The following is a 1,047-nucleotide window of genomic DNA, read 5'->3' on the forward strand; positions in this document are numbered from 1 at the left end:
CTAGAGCAGATCCTGTGATCGATGAATCGATTGTGAGGTGACGCGGCGAGCCGAAGCTGATTCAACATCTACAGCGATGAGGTGGGTGATGGCGCAAGCATTGAGCGATGATCTTCGACAACGCGTATTAAAGGCGTCTGCGGCCGGCATGTCAGCAAGGCAAGCCGCAGCCCGGTTCGGGGTTGGGATTTCGACGGCCATCCGGTGGATCGCAAGAGCGAAAGACGGCGAGCCGACCTCCCGGCCGCAAGGTTGGCGACGACCGTCGGTGCTGGACGCACACGAGGCATTCGTTGTTGAGCTAATCGAAGACCGTAAGGACGTAACGCTCGATGAAATGGTCGAGCGCTTGTCCGTCGAGCGGCAAGTGAGGATCAGCCGGAGTGCACTTGGTGCCTGGTTGCGAGGCCGCGGATGGACCTTTAAAAAAAGTCCGCACATGCACTGGAGCAAGACCGGCCGGATGTCCTGAAGCGCCGGCGCGTCTGGTTTGATGGTCAGCTCGACCTCGATCCCGAGAAGCTAATATTTATAGACGAAACCGGCCTTTCGACGAAGATGGCACGTCTGCGCGGGCGTGCAATTCGAGGCGAGCGTTGCCGCGCCGGCGTGCCACATGGCCATTGGAAAACAACGACCTTCACCGGAGCATTGCGTCTCACCGGAATGACCGCGCCATTTGTCTATGATGGCGCCATGAACGGTAACGTCTTCCTGGCCTACGTCGAGCAGGTGCTGGTCCCGACTCTTCAGGTCGGTGATGTCGTCGTCATGGACAACTTGCCGGCACACAAGACATCCGGTGTGCGGGATGCCATCGAGCGGGCCGGCGCCAAGCTCATGTTCCTGCCGCCCTATAGTCCCGACTTCAATCCCATCGAAAACGCATTCTCGAAATTGAAAGCCATGTTGCGGGCGCGGGCGGAGCGAAAGGTCGATGCTCTATGGGATGCCGTCGGCGCCTTGATCCCCCGCTTCACACCGGCAGAATGCGCAAACTACTTCAGGGCTGCTGGATATGACCCGGATTGAACAGGATGTGCTCTA

At 58.8% G+C, this 1,047-nt stretch carries 1 protein-coding gene; it reads left to right on the forward strand.

Annotation, left to right across the window (positions count from 1 at the left end; all coding sequences use genetic code 11):
- The first annotated feature begins 88 nt into the window (after positions 1-88).
- Positions 89-1,032, forward strand: a protein-coding gene (locus C5L10_RS33330) for an IS630 family transposase (protein ID WP_205837129.1) whose coding sequence is annotated in 2 segments (ribosomal slippage) — positions 89-425 and positions 425-1,032 — 945 coding nt in all. Because the reading frame shifts where the segments join, the coding sequence is not laid out codon by codon here.
- Positions 1,033-1,047: the final 15 nt, after the last annotated feature.

Origin of the sequence: Neorhizobium sp. T6_25, assembly GCF_002968555.1 — a bacterium.
In the GTDB taxonomy this organism is placed as follows: domain Bacteria; phylum Pseudomonadota; class Alphaproteobacteria; order Rhizobiales; family Rhizobiaceae; genus Neorhizobium.